13 protein-coding genes are annotated in these 15,980 nt (G+C 64.0%); 8 read left to right on the top strand and 5 right to left on the bottom strand.

Annotation, left to right across the window (positions count from 1 at the left end; genetic code table 11):
* Nucleotides 1-8 precede the first annotated feature (8 nt).
* Together U4Y90_RS22785 and U4Y90_RS22780 are read right to left on the bottom strand one after the other, a co-directional pair.
* Nucleotides 9-2,018 carry an MFS transporter gene (locus U4Y90_RS22785; protein ID WP_321797930.1) on the bottom strand — a complete coding sequence of 670 codons (2,010 nt, stop codon included), beginning with the start codon at nucleotides 2,016-2,018 and terminating at the stop codon, nucleotides 9-11.
* A 226-nt stretch (nucleotides 2,019-2,244) separates the two neighbouring features.
* Nucleotides 2,245-3,168 carry a DNA-3-methyladenine glycosylase family protein gene (locus U4Y90_RS22780; protein WP_321797993.1) on the bottom strand — a complete coding sequence of 308 codons (924 nt, stop codon included), beginning with the start codon at nucleotides 3,166-3,168 and terminating at the stop codon, nucleotides 2,245-2,247.
* A 162-nt stretch (nucleotides 3,169-3,330) separates the two neighbouring features.
* Here U4Y90_RS22780 and U4Y90_RS22775 point away from each other — a divergent pair, with 162 nt between their 5' ends.
* Nucleotides 3,331-3,498 carry a hypothetical protein gene (locus tag U4Y90_RS22775; RefSeq protein WP_321797929.1) on the top strand — a complete coding sequence of 56 codons (168 nt, stop codon included), beginning with the start codon at nucleotides 3,331-3,333 and terminating at the stop codon, nucleotides 3,496-3,498.
* A gap of 16 nt (nucleotides 3,499-3,514) precedes the next feature.
* On the opposite strand, the gene U4Y90_RS22770 is transcribed toward U4Y90_RS22775, so the two are convergent.
* Together U4Y90_RS22770 and U4Y90_RS22765 are read right to left on the bottom strand one after the other, a co-directional pair.
* Nucleotides 3,515-3,877 (bottom strand): hypothetical protein, encoded by a 363-nt coding sequence (locus U4Y90_RS22770; RefSeq protein ID WP_321797928.1) that lies wholly within the window; start codon nucleotides 3,875-3,877, stop codon nucleotides 3,515-3,517.
* A gap of 83 nt (nucleotides 3,878-3,960) precedes the next feature.
* Nucleotides 3,961-4,716: a GntR family transcriptional regulator gene (locus U4Y90_RS22765; protein WP_321797926.1), complete on the bottom strand. Its 756-nt coding sequence runs from the start codon at nucleotides 4,714-4,716 to the stop codon at nucleotides 3,961-3,963.
* Between the two features lie 164 nt (nucleotides 4,717-4,880).
* On the opposite strand from U4Y90_RS22765, the gene U4Y90_RS22760 reads away from it, so the two are divergent.
* The 7 genes from U4Y90_RS22760 to U4Y90_RS22730 all read left to right on the top strand — a co-directional run bounded on the left by U4Y90_RS22760 (nucleotide 4,881) and on the right by U4Y90_RS22730 (nucleotide 14,848).
* On the top strand, nucleotides 4,881-6,101 hold the full coding sequence (locus U4Y90_RS22760; protein ID WP_321797925.1) for a pyridoxal-phosphate-dependent aminotransferase family protein: 1,221 nt from the start codon (nucleotides 4,881-4,883) through the stop codon (nucleotides 6,099-6,101).
* Nucleotides 6,098-6,862 carry a 2-keto-4-pentenoate hydratase gene (locus U4Y90_RS22755; RefSeq protein WP_321797923.1) on the top strand — a complete coding sequence of 255 codons (765 nt, stop codon included), beginning with the start codon at nucleotides 6,098-6,100 and terminating at the stop codon, nucleotides 6,860-6,862. The genes U4Y90_RS22760 and U4Y90_RS22755 overlap by 4 nt, the downstream gene beginning before the upstream one ends.
* A 54-nt stretch (nucleotides 6,863-6,916) precedes the next feature.
* The gene (locus U4Y90_RS22750) at nucleotides 6,917-9,955 is read left to right on the top strand and encodes an FAD-binding and (Fe-S)-binding domain-containing protein (RefSeq protein ID WP_321797921.1); all 3,039 of its coding nucleotides are present in this window, start codon (nucleotides 6,917-6,919) and stop codon (nucleotides 9,953-9,955) included.
* Between the two features lie 253 nt (nucleotides 9,956-10,208).
* Nucleotides 10,209-11,498 (top strand): MFS transporter, encoded by a 1,290-nt coding sequence (locus U4Y90_RS22745; protein WP_321797919.1) that lies wholly within the window; start codon nucleotides 10,209-10,211, stop codon nucleotides 11,496-11,498.
* Nucleotides 11,499-11,583: 85 nt separating this feature from the next.
* Nucleotides 11,584-12,366 carry an enoyl-CoA hydratase/isomerase family protein gene (locus tag U4Y90_RS22740; RefSeq protein ID WP_321797918.1) on the top strand — a complete coding sequence of 261 codons (783 nt, stop codon included), beginning with the start codon at nucleotides 11,584-11,586 and terminating at the stop codon, nucleotides 12,364-12,366.
* 1 nt (nucleotide 12,367) lies between these two features.
* On the top strand, nucleotides 12,368-13,606 hold the full coding sequence (locus U4Y90_RS22735; protein WP_321797917.1) for a CoA transferase: 1,239 nt from the start codon (nucleotides 12,368-12,370) through the stop codon (nucleotides 13,604-13,606).
* Between the two features lie 93 nt (nucleotides 13,607-13,699).
* Nucleotides 13,700-14,848 (top strand): DSD1 family PLP-dependent enzyme, encoded by a 1,149-nt coding sequence (locus U4Y90_RS22730; RefSeq protein ID WP_321797916.1) that lies wholly within the window; start codon nucleotides 13,700-13,702, stop codon nucleotides 14,846-14,848.
* Here the strand turns inward: U4Y90_RS22730 and U4Y90_RS22725 are convergent.
* On the bottom strand, nucleotides 14,845-15,894 hold the full coding sequence (locus U4Y90_RS22725; RefSeq protein WP_321797914.1) for an FUSC family protein: 1,050 nt from the start codon (nucleotides 15,892-15,894) through the stop codon (nucleotides 14,845-14,847). The genes U4Y90_RS22730 and U4Y90_RS22725 overlap by 4 nt on opposite strands.
* Nucleotides 15,895-15,980: the final 86 nt, after the last annotated feature.

Genomic DNA, 15,980 nt, shown 5'->3' with positions numbered 1-15,980 from the left:
AGTCGCTCTCACTTGTCTGAGGGCTTCGATCGCATCGGCATGATCGGTCTCGGCTTCGCGTCGCATCGGTTTTCACGCCACGCGCGCAGTGTATCGAGCGCGACCGAATTGCGCACATAACGATGCCACACGAAGGCGAGATCGAAGATAAGGATCGCGAGCCACCACGCATAGAGAAAGAATGCGCCGCCGAGCACGACGGGCCATAACGGTTTGCCCGCGAGATCGCCCCATAGTCTCACGCCCACGATCAGCACCATCATCAGCGTGCCGAGCGCGACGAGAATACGACGTCCCCAATGCGGTTTGCGTGGCGCGAGCCAGCCGCTTGTCGCGCATACGAGTCCCGCGAGCACGAAGACCGCTTTGCCGACGACAGGATCGGCGCTGTCGCGATGCAGGATATCCGCAAACGGGCTCGCGAGAAACGCGGCTACGCCGCTCAGGAGCACGAACCAGAAGATCAGCGCACCGGCGACGAACGCCAGAAGCGCGACGATGCGCCAGCGCAGCCACGCATCCGTGCGTCTCGCGCCGCGCGCCTTGACGAGACGCGGAAGGCGCGCCGCGACCGTCGTGCCCATCAACAGGCAGGCGAGCGCGAACACCGATCGCGTGAGATAGATGAACTCGGGCGCGTTGCTCGTGCCGCCCGCGCCCGAATCGGACGACGCCGTGACGGCTTTATAGATGAAAAACACGGCGAGAAGATGCAGCGCGAAGCTCAGCAGATAGGGGATCGCCGTACTCACGATGCCGCGAAACCGCCTGTTTTGCGGGGCTTTCGCGGTGTTCCTGTCGAGCACGACGTTCTCGATGAAGTGACCGAAGACATCGCCATCGGTCCAGTAGTCGGTATGCGCCTTGCCCGGCAGCCAGTAGCGCGAGAAGCCGATGTCATGCACCGGATCGAACTCGAACGCAAGGCAACCATGATGATCGAGATAGGCGCGCGCCGTATCGAGCGCGAAGCCGACGGGATCGCCGAAGTCGTAGTAGTTGCGCCATCGGATGCGTGAGGGCAGCGTGATCGGGCCGCCGGGACGATCGATCTGGGTCACGGCGTCGCCAGCCATTTCGCTCGTCAGCGTCATGCCTTCCCAGAGCTTCGGCCATAGCAGGATGTGCTTGTCGATCGGCGAGCCGATGGTCATGAAGCCACGCAGGCTTTGTACCCAGTCGGTGCCGATGATCTGCTTGCCGTCCCTCGGGTCGGTCACGGTCGGCGTCGACAACGCCTGCAAAATGCCGAGAAAGCTGATCACGGTCCCTTCGCTATGGGCGACGATATACACCTCGGGCGCGCACTGGCAACGCGCGGTGGCGAGCGCGACGAGCCGCTCCATCACACGATGAAAGCGAAAGACGATGGTATCGCGATGTTGCCTGAAATCCGCGACGAGCTGCACGTCTCCGACGTAGTCGCGCAGCATCGGTGCGAGATCGAACTTGAAGATGCCGGCTTTCTCCGTCACCGCGAGCAGGCTTTGCATGACGGCCACTGTTTCGACAATTTCCTCGACGACGCCGGAGGCCAGCGAGAAATCGGCTGGCTCGAGCTTGCGTTCATCGACGTTGAGCATGTAGGTCGCCTGCGCGCGACTCACGATCGACAGTCCCCACGCCTTGCTTTCCTCGAGCGTGTCGTCCTGCTTCACGACTTCGCGCGGAATGTCGGCCCAATACACTTCGGCGAAACCGAGCGCCGAGTAGAAGTCCCGCTGCGCAGCGGTATAAGGGCCGCCCGGCGGAAGATCGAGCTGGCGAACGTCCACTTCGCCGACACCCGCGATGTCGAAATAGCCGAGCGGCATCACGGGCAGCGGCGGGTCATAGCGCGCGCCGAACTGACTCGCCACCGAGCGCACCGTGTCGCTGTGCAACTGATTTCCGATCCCGTGTATCGCAACGACGATCTTCTGCACGCGCGGCGCGATCGGCACATCGGTCGTGGATTTTTCCGCCGATGCCGCCTGTCCGCTCTTCAGATCTTGCGCGTCGAGGGATGATGCGTTCATGAGCGTCTCCCGATGGCCTTTCACTGGCGCTTCTTCGACCTTCGATCCTGCGTCGCGCGCGGACATGCGGCCTCTGCGGCGCGCGGCCACTCGAAGCAGATTAGTCCATTTTTTAGACGATAGAACAGAATGATCGCCGGCATGTTCCGTACGCCGATAGTGCAGCCGGCATTTTGCATGCGAGATGCTGCACGCAAGATGCGATCGCGGCAGAATGCATGCGGTATCAACCGCCGCGCGCGAGTCCGGTTTCCATCGCCACACCGTTCCACAGATGCATGGCCGCATACGCGCGCCACGGACGCCAGCGCTCGGTGCGCGCACGCTGCTGCGCGGGTTTCGCAAGCGATGGGTCGCGGCGCGCGATCGCCTGCATGAGGACGAGATCGGCGTCGGGCCAGGCGTCGGGATCGCGCAGCGCGCGCATCGCCACATAGCCGACGGTCCACGGTCCGATGCCGGGCATCGCGAGCATGTCGCGTTTCACGCGTTCGGGATCGGCGCCCGGCTCATCGAGCGGCAGCGCGCCAGTTGCGACCGCGTGCGCGAAACGCTGCACGGTCTCGATGCGCTTTGTCGGCATGCCGATCTTCTCCAGATCGGCGGCGGCGAGCTCGGCCGGTGTGGGAAAGCGCCACGCTGTGCCCTCGTGCGGATGACCTTCGATCCGCTTGCCCGCGCGCTGCACGATTCGGCCCATGATCGTCGACGCACCTTTGACACTCACCTGTTGCCCGACGATGGTCCGCACCACGAGCTCGAAACCGGACCACGCGCCCGGCACGCGCAGGCCGGGCGCGGCCTCGACGAGCGGCGCCAGCACCGGGTCCCCGGCAAGACAACGGGCGATCTCGCGCGGATCGGCATGCAGATCGAACATGCGCGCGAGCGGCGCGGCGAGATCCTCGGCGTGTCGCGCCACCGCGCCCTCGACCTTCACGATGAGCCGATGCCTGCGTTCGTGCGGCCTGACCTCGACGATGCCGTCGTCGCCTTGCCATTCGATCGCGCGCCGGTACGCGCCGTCCTCGACTGACTCCACGCCCGCCGACGCGCGGCCACCGATGAATTTCAGCATGCGTGTCCAGTCGAACGGCCGCTTGAAGGGCAGTTCGAGCGTGGCGGTCGATGTATCGATGGTCGAATGCATTTTGAATGCCGTGTGCGCGATGGTGGAATGCATGCCGATCTTACCCCGGCGGGCCGAAGCATCGCGCCGCGCGGCGAAGCTCATTCCTCGCTAACTCTCGGCGACCACAATGCTTCGCATCGATAGCAGCTAATCGACATCAGCCAGTCAAAGGAGCCGAACATGAACGCCATCTCGATCAGCATCATCGCCATCGTCATCACTGCCGCGCTCGCGGCCATTGCGCCAGTCACGCATTACACGCAACATGAAATCGCCGTGCTGAGCGCGCATGCGGCGCGCACGCGCACCGCGACTCAGCTCGGCGCGGGCAGCGGATTGACGGCTTGAACGATGCGTCGCCGGTTCAGCGGCGCGTCGCCAGCTCCATCGTGCTCGCGTTCAGCATCTGCCTGAATTCGGGATCCCGAGAAAGAGACTGGCCCGCGCTCGTGACCAGTTGCGCGCTGCGTTCCCATTGGTCGGAACGTACCACGCAGCGCGCGAGAACATCGGTGTAGACGGGACGCAGTCCCTCGCGATCGTGCATCGCGCTCAGCCGGGCGAGGTGACTTTTCTCGTCACGCGTGAGTCCGCTTGCGATGCAGTCGACGGTCTGTCGGTCCATTTCGGCCTGCGCGGCCTCGAAGTCCGGCGAGTGATAGAAGGCTAATCCCGTGACGACCACCGCCGCGCTGATCGCAATGCATGCCCCTCGAATCTTGGTCATCGTTTCCTCCGATGGAAGGCTCTGGCGACCGTGGGCCGGCACCGTGCCCTACCTTCGGAGGAATCGAGGGACCGTTCTATTCGCTAGCGCTCATCCGGCGTTGTCTTGTCCGCCGCGCGCTTCTTCGGCGTCGCGGGTTTCACCGTCGTCAGGGTGCGCTCGGCGAGCACCGCATCGCGCTTGGACAGCAAATGCTTGCGCAGGATCTCGCCCATGCGCCGGCCATCGCGTGTTTCGAGCGCCTCGATCATTTCTTCGTGATCGCGAATGGCGCTGTCCCATTTAGGCGTCTGGAAGTTCGAGCGAAAACGCAGCGCCATCAGCCGCCGGTTGATCGACACGTAAGTCTGACGCAAGGCCGTGTTGCGCGCGGCTTCGTTGATCTTGTCGTGAATGGCCTGATTGCGGCTGTAGTAGCCGGACAGATCGTTCTGCGCGCGACAGGCGAGCATCGCGTAATGCAGCGCCTTGATCTCGGCGATTTCCAGCGGTGTGATGCGCTCGCACGCGAGTTCGCCGGAAAACGCCTCCAGTCCGCTCATCAATTCGAACATCTCGCGGATCTCGAATTCGCTCATCTGCGATACCGACGCACCCCGGTTCGGCGATATCTCGATCAGCCCTTCGGCGGCGAGCACCTTCAGCGCTTCGCGCAGCGGCGTGCGCGAAATGCCGAGCGTCTCGCACAGTTTGCGCTCGTTGAGCTTCACGCCGGGCGCGAGCAGGCCCTCGACGATGAAGCCGCGCAAGTGATCCACGACGGTGTCGTGCAGACGCAGGCGTTCGACCTTCGGCAACGAGGACGAGCCGTGCAGTTCTGGTAAATCGGGATTTTGCATTCAATACCTCGAATTCCGTTTGCGGCAATTTTAACCCAGCGCTAGTGGAAAAAACCGCCAGCGGGTTATCCCTAGGCCGTTCGGCCTATAAAGTCGTTTACCTGCCTCGATCGCTGCGCTATTGTATTTTGCATGCAAAATTACATTTAAGAGGACGCCGACCCATGTTGAAGCTCGATTTCCATCCTGCTGGCCGCCATTTCCTGCAGATCCCGGGGCCGAGCCCTGTGCCAGATCGCATCTTGCGTGCGATGAGCTATCCGACGATCGATCACCGCGGACCGGAGTTCGGCGCGCTGGGTCTCAAGGTGCTCGACGGCATCAAGAAGATCTTCAAGACGAGTCAGCCGGTGGTGATCTATCCGGCGTCGGGCACGGGCGCATGGGAAGCAGCGCTTTGCAACTCGCTGAGCCCGGGCGATACGGTGCTGATGTTCGAGACGGGTCATTTCGCGACGCTGTGGAAGAAGATGGCCGAGAACCTCGGGTTGAAACCGGAGTTCCTCGGTTTGCCGGGCATAGAAGGCTGGCGGCGCGGCGTGCAGGCGGACATGATCGAAAAGCGCCTGCGCGAGGACGCGCAGCGCACGATCAAGGCCGTGTGCGTCGTCCATAACGAAACGTCGACGGGCGTGACCTCGGATATCGCCGCCGTGCGACGCGCCATCGACGCCGCGAAGCATCCCGCATTGCTGATGGTGGACACGATCTCGGGTCTCGCATCGGCCGACTATCGTCACGACGAATGGGGCGTGGACGTGACCGTTTCCGGATCGCAGAAGGGCTTGATGCTGCCGCCGGGGATCAGCTTCAACGCGGTATCGGAGAAGGCGCGCGAAGCGTCGACGCACGCCACGCTGCCGCGCGCGTTCTGGGACTGGACCGACATCATCGAGATGAACAAGCAGGGCTACTGGCCCTACACGCCGAACACGAACCTGCTCTACGGTCTTTCGGAAGCGCTCGACATGATTCTCGGCGAAGGACTCGACAACGTGTTCGCACGTCATCAAAGGCTTGCGGCCGCGTGCCGCGCGGCGGTCACCGCATGGGGACTCGAGATTCAATGCGCCGATCCCGCCGTGTATTCGCCGGTGCTCACGGGCGTGATGACGCCCGAAGGCGTCGATGCCGATGCGGTGCGCAAGCTTATCTACGAGCATTTCGACATGTCGCTCGGCACGGGGCTCGGCAAGGTGAAGGGCCGCATGTTCCGCATCGGTCATCTCGGCGACTGCAACGATCTCACGCTGATGGCCGCGCTCACCGGTTGCGAGATGGGACTGAAGCTGTCGGGCATCGCGTTGAAGGGCAGCGGCGTCGCGGCGGCGATGGACTATCTGACGAGCCACGTCGCGAAGCCTGCGCTGAAGGCAGCCGCATGAGCGCCGCGTTCGACGCCAACGCGCTCGCGCGGCTTTTTATCGAGGCGCGCGCGCATCGCGCGAAGCTCGATGCGTTGCCCGAAGGCACGCGCCCGGCGGACGCTGACGAAGCCTACGCCGCGCAGGAAGCGACACTGCGCGCGTTGAATGCGGACATCGGCGGATGGAAGGTCGGCGCGAAAACACACGACGGCCCGATTCAGGGCGCACCGCTCCCCGCTGACGGCGTGCATGGATCCGGCGCGCGCCTTTCGATGCATTCGTTCGGCAAGGCCGGGCTCGAACTCGAAGTCGCGTTCAGGCTCGGCCGACGTTTCGATCCGCATAGCGGGCCATACAGCGATGAAGACGTGATCGCCGCGATCGAGTCCGTGCACGCGGCGATCGAAGTAGTGGCGAGCCGCTTCGCCGCGTGGCCTGACGTGGAGAAGCCGTGGCAACTCGCCGACTTGCAGAATCACGGCGCGTTGATCGTGGGCGAGGGCGTGCCGTATGACGCGGCGTTTCCATTCGTATCGCCTGCAATGACATTCACGTTCGACGATGCACCGCTTTTCGAGGATGTTCCGGCAAACCCGGCCGGCGACCCGCGGCGCCTTCTCGCGTGGACAGTGAATCACAGCGTATCGCGCGGGCTTGCCGTCGAACGCGGGACCGTGCTCACGGCGGGTTCGTACACCGGCATCGCCTTTCCCGATGGACCCGGCGCGGCGGTGGGCAGTGTCGATGGCTTGCCGGCCGTCGAATTGCATTTCGAATAACGCATTCATAAGGCCAGAAACCATACGGCGCTCTGGCACTCACCGACAGCGACGATGCTCAATTCCCCCACAGACCGGCTCGTCAAGCCGATCCATCTGATGCCCGCTTCCGCACGCGCGCGGCTCGCGTCCGCGCCGACGCCTCTGCAGGTGCGTCTGCAGCGCGAACTGAAGGGCGACGTGCTGTTCGATCGCGCATCGCGCGGGCGCTACGCCACCGATGCATCGATCTATCAGATCATGCCGATCGGCGTCGTGGTGCCGAAGGACCAGGACGATTTGCGCCTCGCGTTGCAGATTGCCCGCGACAGCCGCGCGAGCGTGCTCGCACGCGGCGCTGGCACGAGCCAGTGCGGCCAGACGGTGGGCGAGGCGCTCGTCGTCGACACGACGAAGTGGCTCAACAACATCGTTCACTTCGACAAGGAAGCACGCACGGTCACGGTCGAACCGGGCGTCGTGCTCGATCATCTGAACGCTTGGCTCAGGCCGCATGGTCTCTGGTTTCCGGTCGACGTATCGACGAGCGCGCAGTGCACGATAGGCGGCATGGCGGGGAACAACTCATGCGGCTCGCGCTCGATGGAATACGGGATCATGGTGCATAACGTCGACGCGATCGACGCGGTCCTCGCCGATGGGCATGAAGCGCGTTTCGGCAAGCTCTCGTCGATGATGAACGATGCGCGCACCCGCGGTCTCGTCGATGGCGTGCGTGACATCGCGATGCGCGAGCAACAGGAAATGCGCGAACGCATTCCGAAGGTGCTGCGGCGCGTGGCGGGCTACAACCTCGATCTCTTCGATTGCCAGAGCCCGCTCGCCTTCAGCGGCGATGGAGAGCCGAATTTCGCAAATCTGCTGGTCGGTTCCGAAGGGACCCTCGCGTTCAGCCGTCAACTGACATTGACGCTCGCGCCGCTGCCCGCGCACAAGACGCTCGGCGTCGTGAACTTCCCGAGCTTCTACGATGCGATGGACATGACGCAGCACATCGTGAAGCTCGGACCGGTTGCGGTGGAACTGGTCGACCGCACGATGATCGACCTCGCGATGTCGAATCCCGCGTTTCGCCCCGTCATCGAAAAGGCCCTTGTCGGCGAGCCGGAGGCTGTTCTGCTCGTCGAGTTCGCAGGCGCGGATCGCGGCGTGCAATTGGCAAGGCTCGCGCAACTCGTCGAACTGATGAGCGACCTCGGCTTGCCGGGTTCGGTCGTGCAGATGCCCGATGCCGGTCCGCAAAAGGCGCTGTGGGAAGTGCGCAAGGCCGGCCTCAACATCATGATGAGCATGAAGGGCGATGGCAAGCCGGTCTCCTTCATCGAGGATTGCGCGGTGCCCCTCGAGCATCTCGCCGAGTACACGAGCCGCTTGACCGACGTCTTCAGGAAGCATGGAACCGAAGGAACGTGGTACGCGCACGCGAGCGTCGGCACGTTGCATGTGAGGCCGATTCTCGACATGCGTCGCGACGGAGCCATCAAGATGCGCGCGATCGCGGAAGAGGCCGCGGCGATGGTGCGCGAATACAAGGGCGCATTCTCTGGCGAGCACGGTGACGGTTTGTGCCGCGGCGAATGGGTCGCGTGGCAATACGGGCCGCGCATCAACGAGGCGTTTCGCGATATCAAGCAGCTCTTCGATCCGGAGAACCGGCTGAGCCCGGATCGGATCGTGGCGCCGCCGAAGATGGACGATGCGCGCAACTTCCGCTTTCCGCCTGCTTATCGCGAGCGCGCGTTGACGCCGCGTCTCGACTGGTCGGCATGGAATGTGACGCGCGATCCGTTGACGGGCGAGCAGGGCGCGCCGGGATCGGGCGGCGATCTGTCAGGCGGACTCGCGAAAGCGGTCGAAATGTGCAACAACAACGGCCATTGCCGCAAGTTCGATGCGGGCACGATGTGTCCGAGCTATCGCATCACGAAGGACGAGCAGCATGTCACGCGCGGACGTGCGAACACGTTACGGCTCGCATTGTCGGGACAGCTCGGCGACGACGGCCTCGCGAGTCAGGATGTGAAGGACGTGCTCGACCTGTGCGTGTCATGCAAGGGCTGCAAACGCGATTGTCCGACGGGCGTCGACATGGCGCGCGTCAAGATCGAGGCGCGCGCCGCCTGGACGCAGCGTCATGGCGTGCGCCTGCGCGAGCGGCTGATCGCGTTCTTGCCGCGCTATGCGCCGTATGCGAGCCGCATGCCCGCGCTATCGAACGCCTTCGAGGCGAACATGCCGGGCGTCGCGCGCTGGCTCAAGACGAAGCTCGGCCTCGCGCCGCAAAGAGCGTTTCCGCGATTCACGAAACCGTTTCTCGCGAATGCCTCGGCCAAGCCGCTTGCATCGGCAACTGCCGAGGTCGTGCTCTTCGTCGATACGTTCAACAACTACATGGAGCCGGAGAACGCGCGCGCCGCGAAGCGAGTCCTCGAAGCAGCGGGCTACACGGTTCATCTGAACGTGAAGGCGGGCGAGCGGCCGCTGTGCTGCGGGCGCACCTTTCTCTCGGCCGGTCTCGTCGATGAAGCGAAGGCCGAAGCGCGCCGCGCGCTCGATGCGCTCATGCCTTACGTCGAACGCGGCGTGGCGATCGTCGGTCTGGAACCGTCGTGTCTGCTTTCGTTGCGCGATGAATTTCTCGGATACGGCTATGGCGATGCCGCGCGCGAGTTGTCACAAGCATCGTTTCTATTCGAGGAGTTTCTCGTGCGCGAAGACGCCGCCGGGCGCTTGCGGCTGAAGCTGAAAGCGCTGGATCGAACGAAGGCTTTGCTGCATGGACATTGTCATCAGAAGGCATTCGACGCTGTTCGACCCATCGAGAAAGTGCTCGGCTGGATTCCCGGCCTCGATGTCTCGACGATCGAATCGTCGTGCTGCGGCATGGCGGGCAGCTTTGGTTACGAGGCCGAGCATTACGACGCATCGCAGGCGATGGCGGAGCTATCGCTGCTGCCGGCCGTGCGCGCCGAGCGCGACGCGTTGATCGTGGCGGACGGCACGAGTTGCCGTCATCAGATCGCGGATGGCGCGCAACGCGAGGCGCTGCATGTCGCCCGCGTGCTCGCGATGGCGCTCGATGCAATGGATTGACGACAGCAAGACGAGAGTTTCATTAACCGAAGCAAAAGAGCGGACATCAACGAGCCGCGATCAGGAGACGAGTCATGACATCACCGCGCAAACCACGCATTCGCAAGCTGCGCCGCAGAACGCAATAAGCACGCTCATATCGAGCCGCAGTCCTCATTCGACGTACCCCAAGCGAAGTTCCGCATGCCGTGACATCAGGCGCCGCTCGATATCCGAAGGCGTCGGATGCACGCACGCGGCCAACAAGGAGACGATGATGTTCCGTCGAGCCACGACGCGCGTTCTGCTGCTGCTATGCGCGATGTATTTCATCACCTATATCGACCGGGTCAATGTCAGCACCGCGGCGGCCCAATTCGGCGCGGAGCTTGGTCTTTCGCACACGCAAGTCGGTTTCGTGTTTTCCGCATTTGCCTATCCGTATCTCGTGTTTCAGATCATCGGCGGATGGGTGGGCGACCGCTTCGGGCCGCGCCGCACGCTCACGCTCTGCGCGATCATCTGGGCGGGCGCCACGGTGCTGACGGGCCTCGCGGGCGGTTTCGTGTCGCTGATCGTTGCGCGGGTGCTGCTCGGTCTCGGCGAAGGCGCGACCTTCCCGACCGCGACGCGCGCGATGTCCAACTGGATGCCCGCCGATCAGCGCGGTTTTGCACAAGGCATTACGCATGCAGCATCACGCATCGGCAATGCCGTGGCGCCGCCGCTCATCGTCTGGTTGATGGTTGCGACGAGCTGGCGCGGCGCGTTCATCATCACCGGGATCATCAGTTTCCTGTGGGCTCTGGCGTGGGTCTTCTATTTCCGCGACAACCCGCGCGATCATCCGCGCATCACGGAAACCGAATGCGCGACGCTTGCGACGTACTCGGGCGTGAAGCATCGCGCTCCCGTGCCCTGGCGCACGCTGCTCGGCCGCATGGCGCCGGTCACGGCCGTGTACTTCTGCTATGGCTGGGTGCTGTGGCTTTTTCTCGGCTGGATTCCGCAGTACTTCCTGCACAGCTATCACATGCAGCTCGGCAAGTCGGCGCTGTTCGCGTCGGGCGTTTTCTTCGCAGGCGTGCTCGGCGACTGGCTCGGCGGGTCCCTCACGGACCGCATCCTGAGAAAGAGCGGCAACGTGCGCCTCGCGCGCAACGTGATGGTCGGCGTGTGCATGTTGCTGACCCTGCTGTCGCTCGCGCCGATCATGCTGATCTCCGATATCTCCATCACGCTCGCGGCGGTGTGTCTCTCAGCCGGCTTCTTCTTCAACGAAATGACGATTGGTCCGATGTGGTCCGTGCCGATGGACATCGCGCCGAAGCATTCGGGCACCGCCTCCGGCATCATGAATTCCGGCTCGGCGCTGGCGGCCATCATCAGCCCGGTCGTGGGCGGCTGGCTGATCGACCGCACGGGCAACTGGAACCTGCCGTTCACCGTGTCGATGATCCTGATGGCGGTGGGCATCATCCTCTCTTTCACGATGCGTCCGGACCGCGCGCTCGAAGTCGAAGAGGAAAAGAACGACGCGGCGGACACGCGCAAATTCGTCTGACGTCGCGGGCGCAGCGGTTCAATGCATTTTGCATGCATTGGACCGCATCGAATAACGCATTCAGCATTCAATCCAAGGAGGCGATGTGTCGGAACCATCTATCCTGATCGAGCGCGACGGCGATATCGCGACGGTCGTGATCGACCGGCCCGAGAAGCTCAACGCGATGACCAGGCAGTTGTGGCGCTCGCTCGGGGACACCATCGAGACCCTTTCCGGCGACGACACGTTGCGTTGCATCGTGTTGCGCGGGGCAGGCGAGAAGGCATTCTCGCCGGGCAATGACATCGGGGAATTTCGCACGGATCGCTCGAACGTCGAGCAGGCGCGCGCGTATGGCGCGATCATGCATCGCACTTTGCATGCATTGCGCGAGTGCCGGCATCCGATCGTCGCGATGATTCACGGCATCTGCGTGGGCGGCGGTCTGGAGATCGCAGCGATGTGCGACCTGCGCATTTGCGGCGAGTCGAGCCGCTTCGGGGTGCCCATCAAGAACCTCGGCCTCGTGATGGCGCACGCGGAAATGGAAGGGCTCGTGCGCCTGGCAGGCCCTGCCGCCGCGCTCGAAATTCTTCTCGAAGGACGCATCTTCGATGCGCGGGAAGCGTTCGCGAAAGGGCTTGTCACGCGCGTCGTCGCGGACGGGGAAGTCACCGCCCACGCTTATGAAACCGCACGGCGCATCGCGGACGGCGCGCCGCTCGTCGCGCGCTGGCACAAGCAGTTCGTGCGCCGCGTGATGGACCCCGCGCCGCTCACCGACGAAGAGCGCGACGAAGGCTTCGCGTGCTTCGACACCGAGGATTTTCGCACCGGCTATCGGGCCTTCCTCGACAAGACCAAACCGCAATTCAAGGGACGTTGACATGGCAGACACGAAACCGGCCGTAGCGCCCGGCGCGGGGCCGCTGGCGGGCATGCGCGTGATCGAGCTCGCGCACATCATGTCGGGGCCGATCTGCGGCATGATGCTCGCGGACATGGGCGCCGATGTCATCAAGGTGGAGAAGATCCCCAACGGCGACGATTGCCGCCGTTTTGCGCCGATTCTCGCGAGCGGCGAATCCGCGTCGTTCATGATCGTGAACCGCAACAAGCGCGGCATCGCTCTCAATCTGAAGACGGAGGGCGGCAAGGAGGTGCTGACAAGGATGCTGGCGAGCGCGGACGTCGTCACGGAGAACTATCGGCGCGGCACGATGGAAAAGCTCGGCATGGGTTACGACACGCTCAGGGCGCTCAACCCCGGCCTCATCTATTGCGCGATTTCAGGCTATGGCCGCAGCGGGCCGATGGCCGACAAGGGCGGCTTCGATCTCATCGCGCAAGGCCTGAGCGGCTTGATGAGCATGACCGGCGAGCCGGGACAGGCGCCGATCAAGGCCGGCTCGCCCGTCACCGACATCAACGCCGGCATTCTGGCGGCGCTCGGCATCAGCGCGGCCTATGCGAGAAAGCAGGCGACGGGTCTCGGCCAGATGGTCGACACGTCGCTCTTCGAGGCCGGCCTGCAGCAGATGTACTGGGCGTTCGCGAACTATTTCGCCGACGGCACTGTGTTGCCGAAAGCGGGCTCGGCCAATCCGACGAGCGCGCCCTATCAGGCGTTTCGCACGCGCGACGGCTGGGTCAACATCGGCGCGGCGAATCAGAGCAACTACGAGCGTCTCGTCAGCGTGCTGAACATTGCGGGCCTCGCCGAAGACGAGCGCTTCCAGACCAACGCGGGCCGCCTGAAGCATCGCGAAGCGCTCGTCGAGATCCTGACGGCGCGCCTCGTCGAACGCACGACCGAGGAGTGGCTCGTTTCGTTCGACGCGATCGGTTTGCCGAGCGGCGCGGTGCTGGGCGTGCCGGAAGCGTCGTCGCACGAGCAGGCGATCGCGCGCGGGATGATCGTCGAAACGACGCATCCGCTTGCGGGCCCGACGCGCGGCATCGGCTTGCCGATTCACTTCTCCGAGGGATGCACCAAGGCTTCGCGTCCCGCGCCGCTGCTCGGGCAGCACACGGGTGAAGTGCTCGAGGAATATGGCTTCGACGATACACGCATTCAGGCGCTCAGGGACGAAGGCGCGATTCTGGAAACGGAGATTCCGGCATGACATCGATGGATGAGCCGAAGGTTTTATGCATTCATCATGCAGAATGCAGCGCTATCATCGATGCCTGATCCCATTTCGTCGACCCGACCCGCCATGACGCTCGCACCTCCACCCGCCGCCCGCGTGGGCGACTCGCTCGCATCCGTCGCCACGCCTTCCCTTACGATCGATCTCGACGCCTTCGACACCAATCTCTCGGCGATGTCGGCGTTCGCGGCACGTCACGGCGTCGCGTTGCGTCCACATGCGAAGGCGCACAAGTCGAGCGCGATCGCGAAGCGTCAGATCGACGCGGGCGCGGTCGGCGTGTGCTGTCAGAAGCTGTCCGAGGCCTATCCGTTCGCGGCGGCGGGCATCGCGAGCATTCATGTCAGCAACGAGTTCGCCGGCGCGGACAAACTGGCGATGGCCGTCGAACTGGCGTCGCATGTGCGGCTCTCGGTATGCGTGGATGCGTTGCCGCAAGTTCAGGCGCTCGGCGACGCGGCGGCGCGCGCGGGCGTGACGATCGACGTGCTGCCGGAGATCGATGCCGGTCAACATCGCTGCGGCGTAACGAACGAAGACGCGCTGCTCGCGCTTGTCGACGGCATTGCGGCGCAGAGCGCACTGCGCTTCGCGGGCCTTCAGGCCTATCACGGCGGCATCCAGCACGTCGCGGACTGGGCTGCGCGCAAGGCCGAAGCGAAGCGCGCCGCCGACATCGCCGCGCGTTACGTGCGCGCCCTCGATGCACGCGGCGTGCGCTGCGGCATCGTGACGGGCGGCGGCACCGGCACCGTCGAATTCGATGCCGCGAGCGGCGTCTTCACCGAGCTGCAGCCCGGCTCGTATCTGTTCATGGATGGAGATTACGGCGGCATCGGCTGGGACGGCGCATTGCGCTGGCGTCATAGCTTGTTCGTGCTCTCGACGGTCATGAGCGCGACACGGCCCGGCATGGCCGTGTGCGATGTCGGCCTGAAAGGACTCGCCGTGGATTCGGGCTTGCCGCGCAGCGCGCATTGGCTCGACGCGAGCGCCGAGCCCGCGTTGGCCTATATCTCCGCGAACGACGAGCACGGCATGCTGCAAGCGCAACGCAATCCCGCAGGTGATTTCGCGGATCTCGTCGGCAGGCGTCTGCTGTTGCCGCCGGGCCATTGCGATCCGACCGTGAATCTCTACGACGAATACGTGTGCTATCGAGTCGAACGCGTGACCGACATATGGCCGATCGACGCACGCGTTCTCTCGCGCTAGGCCGATGGCTCTTTCGGCGGATAGATCGTGACGATCAGCGCATCGAGATCCGCGACGATCAAGCCGACCACGAACTGCGCCACCTCTTGCGCGCCGTGCGCGGCTTCCTGCGCCGCGAGCGTGCTCTTGAGCGCTTTCACCGCGGAGCGTGCGCGCGCGAGCTTCGCATCATCCTGACGGTTGGATGCAAGCGCGCTCGCGAGCGTCTCGAACAATGCCTGCAATTCGCGGCCCGTGGCGCCGAGCCGGGCCTCGCAGGTATCGCGGTCGAGGCGCGATACGGCTTTCGCGAGAAACAGGACATCGCTGTGCAGGCGCCGCAGAAAAGGCGCGGCCTTGTCGATGGCATCCGAGCGGCGATTCTGCACGAGCACGATGATGTGCTCACGTTCGGCTTCCTTCAACGCATCGTCGAACGCTCTTTGCGCGTCCGTGCTTTGCGTTTCGAGACGCGTCGCACGGGCGTCGTCCTTTTCGCCCGACAGATAAAGCGCGATCAATTGACCGAGACTCTTCAACGTGTCGGCGACGCTGCGATGCGCAGCCGTGAGCGCGCGATTCGGCCATAGCGCCGACACGACGAACGACGATGCCGCGCCGATCAGGATCTCCAGCACGCGATGCATGGGCCGCTCGAAAGGCGAGCCCGGTCCCGCCGGAATCAGCACGACGATCACGAGCGTCACGCACGCGAGCCTGAACGCTGGACGTTTGGCGCTCAACGCGGCAAGCGGCACGAGTGCGACCGAGAAAACCGCGAGCGGCGGTGCGCCGCGTTCCATCGCGACAATGCCGAGCACGCCCACCACCGCGCCGATGAATGCGCCGATGATCTGATCGCGCGCGATATCGACGGCTTGCGTGAGGCTCGGTTGGGTCACGATGACAAGGGTTGTGATGAGCGCCCAATAGCCTTCGGGCAACGCGGCGAGTCGGGCGGCGGCGTAACTGATCGCGCAACTCATCAGTGTGCGAAGGAGGCGCCTGGCTTCCGGTGCGCCAAAGAAGGCGCGCACACGGCGTCGAGTGCGGGTGATGGCTGTCATGCGGCTCGGTCTGTGACAAAAGGGAATGGACGGCGAAGACGCGATGCGCGCGCGTCCGGTGCAGCATTATGCCAATGCACGCGGCG

Origin of the sequence: Caballeronia sp. J97 (assembly GCF_905220305.1) — a bacterium.
Lineage (GTDB): Bacteria > Pseudomonadota > Gammaproteobacteria > Burkholderiales > Burkholderiaceae > Caballeronia.
This window is presented reverse-complemented; position numbering and strand designations above follow the sequence as displayed.

Excerpts from the sequence above, each read along its gene's own strand:
- U4Y90_RS22770 (WP_321797928.1), bottom strand. The coding sequence starts at position 3,877 with ATGACCAAGATTCGAGGGGCATGCATTGCGATCAGCGCGGCGGTGGTC.
- U4Y90_RS22755 (WP_321797923.1), top strand. The coding sequence starts at position 6,098 with ATGAGCGCCGCGTTCGACGCCAACGCGCTCGCGCGGCTTTTTATCGAG.
- U4Y90_RS22760 (WP_321797925.1), top strand. The coding sequence starts at position 4,881 with ATGTTGAAGCTCGATTTCCATCCTGCTGGCCGCCATTTCCTGCAGATC.
- U4Y90_RS22735 (WP_321797917.1), top strand. The coding sequence starts at position 12,368 with ATGGCAGACACGAAACCGGCCGTAGCGCCCGGCGCGGGGCCGCTGGCG.
- U4Y90_RS22750 (WP_321797921.1), top strand. The coding sequence starts at position 6,917 with ATGCTCAATTCCCCCACAGACCGGCTCGTCAAGCCGATCCATCTGATG.
- U4Y90_RS22730 (WP_321797916.1), top strand. The coding sequence starts at position 13,700 with ATGACGCTCGCACCTCCACCCGCCGCCCGCGTGGGCGACTCGCTCGCA.
- U4Y90_RS22775 (WP_321797929.1), top strand. The coding sequence starts at position 3,331 with ATGAACGCCATCTCGATCAGCATCATCGCCATCGTCATCACTGCCGCG.
- U4Y90_RS22785 (WP_321797930.1), bottom strand. The coding sequence starts at position 2,018 with ATGAACGCATCATCCCTCGACGCGCAAGATCTGAAGAGCGGACAGGCG.
- U4Y90_RS22780 (WP_321797993.1), bottom strand. The coding sequence starts at position 3,168 with ATGCATTCGACCATCGATACATCGACCGCCACGCTCGAACTGCCCTTC.
- U4Y90_RS22745 (WP_321797919.1), top strand. The coding sequence starts at position 10,209 with ATGATGTTCCGTCGAGCCACGACGCGCGTTCTGCTGCTGCTATGCGCG.
- U4Y90_RS22725 (WP_321797914.1), bottom strand. The coding sequence starts at position 15,894 with ATGACAGCCATCACCCGCACTCGACGCCGTGTGCGCGCCTTCTTTGGC.
- U4Y90_RS22765 (WP_321797926.1), bottom strand. The coding sequence starts at position 4,716 with ATGCAAAATCCCGATTTACCAGAACTGCACGGCTCGTCCTCGTTGCCG.